Source organism: Nitrosomonas marina, assembly GCF_900110145.1.
Taxonomy (GTDB): domain Bacteria; phylum Pseudomonadota; class Gammaproteobacteria; order Burkholderiales; family Nitrosomonadaceae; genus Nitrosomonas; species Nitrosomonas marina.
In genome coordinates, this window is sequence record NZ_FOCP01000067.1 from 1 (window position 1) to 1,268 (window position 1,268).

General features: G+C 50.0%; 1 protein-coding gene. It reads right to left on the reverse strand.

Translation table 11 applies throughout. The features are described from left to right. Positions 1-1,268: phage tail protein (locus BMX44_RS16390; RefSeq protein WP_177167809.1), on the reverse strand; the 1,268-nt coding region annotated here is incomplete at both ends.

The window sequence follows — 1,268 nt, forward strand, 5'->3', positions numbered from 1 at the left end:
ATCTCAGGACTCTCGTCAGAATCGCCCGCCCTCACCCATGTGCCGTCAGAGCCGGTCCCGACCGTGCTGACAATGTAAATGCCGTTTTGACTCTTTGTGGTCTGGCTTTTAACAAGAATCCGGTCGTTTTTAACGAGAGAAATGCCGTCCAGCGTGTTTGGCGCACCGCTGGCGAGATTCGCTATATTTGCGATTGTAGCCACCCGTACCGGGTATTTAATGCCGTGCATGCCGGACATAGAGTTATACACATTCACACCATCCGTGAATACGTGTGTATTGTTGTTCTGGTCGCAGATAACACCGGTACCGGATTGCGTTTTCACATTAACCGTAAACGCACCGGTAGTCAGATTCCTGATTACCCATGTGCGGATATGTGATAACTGCAGAATGACAGATATATTGCCGGTCAATGCGCCTGTCAGGATAATTACTTCATTAGCGGATTCCACCCGCGTCAACGTTACGTCAGAGTTTCCAGAAACGTCCTTGCTGAGTGCTCCACGCCCAACCGACGTTGAATTTAGAACCACAAAGTCGGTACCGTCATACTCAACATCCACAAGCTGGTTAATGCCTACAACGGCACCAACTTTTGATCCGTCAGCCTCATACTGCTTGAGAGACAATGCGCCAAGGCCGTTGATATCCAGTGTCGCCGAACTGTTTATGTGATTATGGAACTTAACCCTGAATCGCTGACCGGCAACATAAGCCGTTAATGCCGGGGTTACAGATCCGACAAAATCAGGCGCCGTGCCGGTTGTCGTAAACGCCGTGTAACGCTGTTCCTGCACGCCAACTTTGAGCGCATACTGTGGGTGAGGGTCAGCTTCAGCGACATGATCGGAGAACTGGTCCAGCACATAATCATGCGTCGCGGTAACAATGTTAGGGTCAACTATAAGTTCTATTTCCGCAGCATTGCTGGTCTCTACGATAACGCGAATAATAGTATCCCTGGTCGATCCCTCTGCCAACAAAGGCTTGTATTCCGGCGCATGGTTGCCAAGGTATATGGCATCACCATTATTGTCATAAACTGCCATTTCCCTGATCCAGAACCCGCCAACATCAGGAGGAAGAATCAGTTCGATGACATACCACCCTGGATTTACCTGGTGCTGGGTTATGGAATTAATCGGCGCCCGGTAAACTTCATTGACCAGAGTCGATGAAGGTCCAGGCACAGGCACAGATCCATTGCCATCGCCCAGGGCGATTTCGGATAAATTAAGTGGCGTATTATTGGCGGCTGCGAGAGC